General features: G+C 39.5%; 4 protein-coding genes. All 4 read right to left on the bottom strand.

Annotated elements, in window-relative coordinates; genetic code table 11:
- Positions 1 to 30: 30 nt before the first annotated feature.
- Complete coding sequence (locus HRT50_RS17960; RefSeq protein ID WP_291617046.1) at positions 31 to 381, bottom strand: VOC family protein; 351 nt, start codon at positions 379 to 381, stop codon at positions 31 to 33.
- A gap of 186 nt (positions 382 to 567) precedes the next feature.
- Positions 568 to 1,137, bottom strand: a complete 570-nt coding sequence (locus HRT50_RS17955) for a DUF3087 family protein (RefSeq protein WP_291617044.1) — start codon at positions 1,135 to 1,137, stop codon at positions 568 to 570.
- Between the two features lie 85 nt (positions 1,138 to 1,222).
- Positions 1,223 to 3,340, bottom strand: coding sequence for an exodeoxyribonuclease V subunit alpha (recD, locus tag HRT50_RS17950; RefSeq protein WP_291617042.1), 2,118 nt, complete (start codon positions 3,338 to 3,340; stop codon positions 1,223 to 1,225).
- Between the two features lie 25 nt (positions 3,341 to 3,365).
- On the bottom strand, positions 3,366 to 4,501 hold a 1,136-nt coding region (locus tag HRT50_RS17945), incomplete at its 5' end, for a PD-(D/E)XK nuclease family protein (protein ID WP_291617040.1).

Raw genomic sequence — 4,501 nt, 5'->3', positions numbered from 1 at the left:
TAATCTCAGTCTCGCTAAGAGCGCCTTGCGTTAACCCTCTGGAATTTCCAGATGGAAGGCATTGAGTTTATTACCGTCTAAGTCGCGGAAGTAAGCCGCGTAAAAACCAGCCATCTCACTACGTGGCCCAGGGCCTCCTTCACAGGTAGCACCTAAGCTAAGGGCTTTGTCATAAAAGCTTTTCACTTGCTCATTTGAGTCAAGCATAATGGCGATCATAGTGCCATTACCGACGGTAGCGGGCTCACCATTAAAAGGTTTAGTGATGGAAAAACCTGCGTGTTCCATACCTGTTGACCAAGCAACAAATTGCTCGGTTTCTAAAAATCGACCTGCCCCGATACTACTAAAAAACTCATCATAAACTAATACCAATTCCATTAAGTTTCTTCTCACTCAGCGAGAGTTAAAAGGCTTAGAGGCAAGGCATTGATTGAAGAGAATGGTTATTCCCTTGTCAAAATCATTAGTACCCAGTGTGATGTGACCTATCATGTTTATTCCTTAGAATAAGATGTGTTAAGCCAAGTGTATTCGCTCAATATTATAGTCGCAACTTTTCGCGATCTAATATGAAGCTAGCAGACTTTTTTCAAATTGGGCAGCATTTATTGTTAAACCGCTGGTCGCAATCATGTCGTTAACTTTCGCTAAGTGCTTTTCAATACTGGATAAGGTAATGGTATTATCATCAAGGTTATATATTTGAATTTGGCTCTGATAGTAAAAAGATAAAATGATCAAAGCGTTTTTCTCGCCCTCTTTAGCAGCAAGTTTAATTTTTTTAAGTTTACGGTAAACAAGGTTTTGTAATTGCTTTACCTGCCAAACATAATAAATCTCAGTAAAATACTCACTATTTTTAATGCTGTGTAAAATGGCCGCATTGGCAAGTAATGCCAGGATAACGCCAAGTAAATTGTAGCTAAAATTAGATTCTGGCTCAGCTTGTACTCCATCAACAATGATGTCACTTGCGCCTTTAACTAGCTCATTCACATCGCCAACATTAGAAAATAGACTTATAAGCACAGTGCCAAAAAGCAGTGACATCACTAATAATGAGCTGATAAAGCCGACAATGGTAATATTTAGGTGTTTTCTATAACGAGCTTTGTTTATATCAATTAATTGCATGGTTTACTAAAATCCTTGGATAGTTATTAGAAGTAGAAATCAAAAATAAAAGGTAAAATAAAAACGAGTACTGAGCGCTATGTTATCATTTTTCGCGCTTAGCGCATAAAACTAAGCCAGAATGGCGTTTAACTTGTCCGCTAACACCTTGTTGCCAAACCCCTTTGTTAGCGGCTATGGTCAGCTGTTTTTTCGCCCGAGTAATACCGGTGTAAAGTAGCTCTCGCGATAATAACTTACTACCTCTTTGCTGCTTGTTTAGTTGTTCACTTTCTGCGGCAGAAAGAACCAAAGCAACATGAGAAAACTCACTACCTTGGGTTTTATGAATGGTCATGGCATAAACACTTTCAAATTTCGGTAAACGTGACGGCAGTATTTGTCTTATCGCTTGCTGGGCACCTTCAGTGCTCTCACCTGTTTTACTTTCAAGGGCTGTTTTCTCAAGGTTACTGTCTTCAAAACACGCCATAAGATGAGTTTTACCTGCTTGGTCGACAATACGCCACAAAATGCCAATATCACCATTGTATAAACCTAAGCGGTAGTCATTTTCATTAATCATAATGGGCTGACCATGATAAAGCGTTTGCTGGTTTTGCTGATAAGGGGCGTTATGTTTTCCTAGATAGCTTTTGATCACTTCATTTAGACGCTCAACACCATAATCACCTTGCCTAGTAGCACATAGCACTCTAAATTGTGCTAATAAGGCAAAGGCCTCGCTAACATGACTACAAGACTCAATCGGTTGGTAATACTGTTTCACCAAAGGTGCTAACCAACTAGCAAGCTCACCTTGAGCCAGCACTAACTGGCCAGGCTCTTGATTATGAGCATCTTTTAGTAGCTGCCAACTACGGTTAACATCGCCTTGAATAACACTATTGGCAATTAAACCAATACCACCTTTGCCGTCAAATCTTCTTGATTTAACCAAGAAAGAAAGATAATCAACATTGCTGTTATTAGTATTACTATGAGTATTAGTGCTTTGACTATTCGTACTGCTTAGTGGAATTTGTTCACTTTGTTTATTTGCTGAGAAATACTGATTCAGTTGCTCTGTTTCGAGCTGGCATACTTGTGTTAAATATTGTTCATTGCCAACGCTATAACCGCCGTGTGGACGCGGCGCTATATCCGCTAAGACACTACCCGCAGCGACAGATGGCAATTGATCAGCATCACCTAATAATATGACTTTAGCGCTGTCTTTTAGACCTCGAAATATTCGGGTCATTAACGGTAAATCAACCATAGAGACTTCATCTATCAGCACAATGTCATAGGCTAAGCGATTATCTGCTTGGTGTTTGAAATTAGGCGAATTGGGTAATACTCCTAATAGGCGATGAACGGTTTGTGCTTGGGTCGGGATTTCAGCCAATACCTTAGCGTCGATTAAGTCTTTAAAACCAGTGATTGCGTCAATAATAGATTCTGACAAGCGTTGTGCCGCTTTACCTGTGGGTGCTACTAGAGCAATGTTCAGCGCCTGTGCGCCCTGTTCACTTGCTTGTTGTAACATAACGAGTGCGGCTAACAGTTTAGTAACGGTATAAGTTTTACCTGTTCCTGGTCCGCCAGCAATCACACTAAAGTTTTTATTAATGGCATTAGCAACAGCAACCTTTTGCCAATCAATTTCTAGGGCGGGATCATCCGGGAATAAAGCCGAAAGACATTGCTGAATTTGTCCATTATCATACTGGCATTGCTGCTCTAGGCGCATATTAATGGCATGGCCTAAGTCACTTTCAAAGTTAAAATAGCGGCGCAAATATAAATTATCATTGTGCAGCACCAATAATTGTTGATCTGCTGCTTGGATATTTAGCCCACTTAATAGTGTTTTCAGCGCTGTTAATGAGGTAAAAATAAAGCCGCTATGGCTAAATTCACTTTTATCACCACTTTTATCAATATTTTTTACAGGAACGCCTTTGCCCCAATGTTGCTCGGCTATTTCACTTAACGGCAAACAACTGTGCCCAGCACGTAAACTTGCACTTAAGGCTAAAAACACATGGTACAAATTTTTCTGATGACTTTCTTGATGACTATCCTGATTATTTTGTTCAACAACTTTCTCAGTAGCTAAGGCTGTTAACATCTCTTTAGCAAAGAAATAATCAATGGCTTCAACACCTTGGATAGCTTCTTTGACTTGATTAAAATGGTTATATACTTGTTTGTTCATATTATCTACTCTGCTTGCAACCATTTTAAGCTTCCTCTTGATTTAACTGCGTAGGAACAGCCTGCTGACCAGTATTTTCCGATGAAAATAATTCATCAAGATCATTGATTTCTTGCTCAGTAATTTGACGATAATAAACACCCGCACCTTGATGTTCGGGCGCTGTCGTCATACCACGCAAATATAGATAATAAACACCACCAAAATGTTCACTGACATCATAATCCACCAGTGTTTGTTTTAAATAACGATGTAGTGCTAGGCAGTAAATTAAATACTGTAAGTCATAATAATTTTTCTCAACATTATCGAGCAACGCATCAAATTGATAATCTTGAAAGCTATCACCTAAATGACTCGATTTATAATCACACAGGTAATATTTACCTTGGTGTTCAAAAATCAAATCGATAAAGCCATGCATCATACCGCTAAGTTTTTTATAGCTGGGTAACATCACTGGATACTTTAAACTTTCAGTTGAAGTGGTAGTTGAGGTGTTAGCTAAGGTGTTAGATGAGCCGTTATTGCCACTACGCTGAGCACTATTTCGGTGATCGGTTAGCAATTTAGCTAACGCGTTAGTGCCCTGACCTTGCATGGGAAAATAAAACTCACTTTCACGTAAGGTTTTATTATGCTCAAGCTCAGCAAGACTAGTGATTTTCTCGTTATCATTAGTGCTAGTAATAAAAGGCGCGCTTAGTACTTGCTCTAACCAGGCAATTAATTCATCTTCAGTAAATGAAGTATTGTCAGTGCCAGTTACTCCGCCACTAGTTAACTCTCCATAGACAAGCATCGGCTTTTCTAGACTATCTTGCCAATTGGGCGCAGAAAAATCCGTTTGCTCTAAAATATCATGTAATAAGTTACCGGTATGTGCACCCTTAGCTAATTTAAAGCAAATCTGTTCGGTACTGCTTAACTCGGCATTACTCAGTTCGGTATTGTTTAACTCGGTACTGTTTAACTCGGCAGTGCTTAGCTGAGTACGAGTGTTATCAGTATCTCGATCGGGATTAGAAACACCCGCATGACGAATATTGCGACTTAGGGCGGTAAATGAACTCAACCACCAATCTCGCTCTATTTTACCGTTAAATTTACTGACCACAGCATTGACTAGCTCGGCACTATTATTTTCACATGGCTGATGCA

This window comes from Colwellia sp. (genome assembly GCF_013215345.1).
Classification (GTDB): Bacteria; Pseudomonadota; Gammaproteobacteria; order Enterobacterales; family Alteromonadaceae; genus Colwellia.
This window is presented reverse-complemented; position numbering and strand designations above follow the sequence as displayed.

Bases quoted from the DNA above. Each gene is read 5' to 3' on its own strand.
- HRT50_RS17960 (WP_291617046.1), bottom strand. From the start codon at position 381: ATGGAATTGGTATTAGTTTATGATGAGTTTTTTAGTAGTATCGGGGCA.
- HRT50_RS17955 (WP_291617044.1), bottom strand. From the start codon at position 1,137: ATGCAATTAATTGATATAAACAAAGCTCGTTATAGAAAACACCTAAAT.
- recD (WP_291617042.1), bottom strand. From the start codon at position 3,340: ATGAACAAACAAGTATATAACCATTTTAATCAAGTCAAAGAAGCTATC.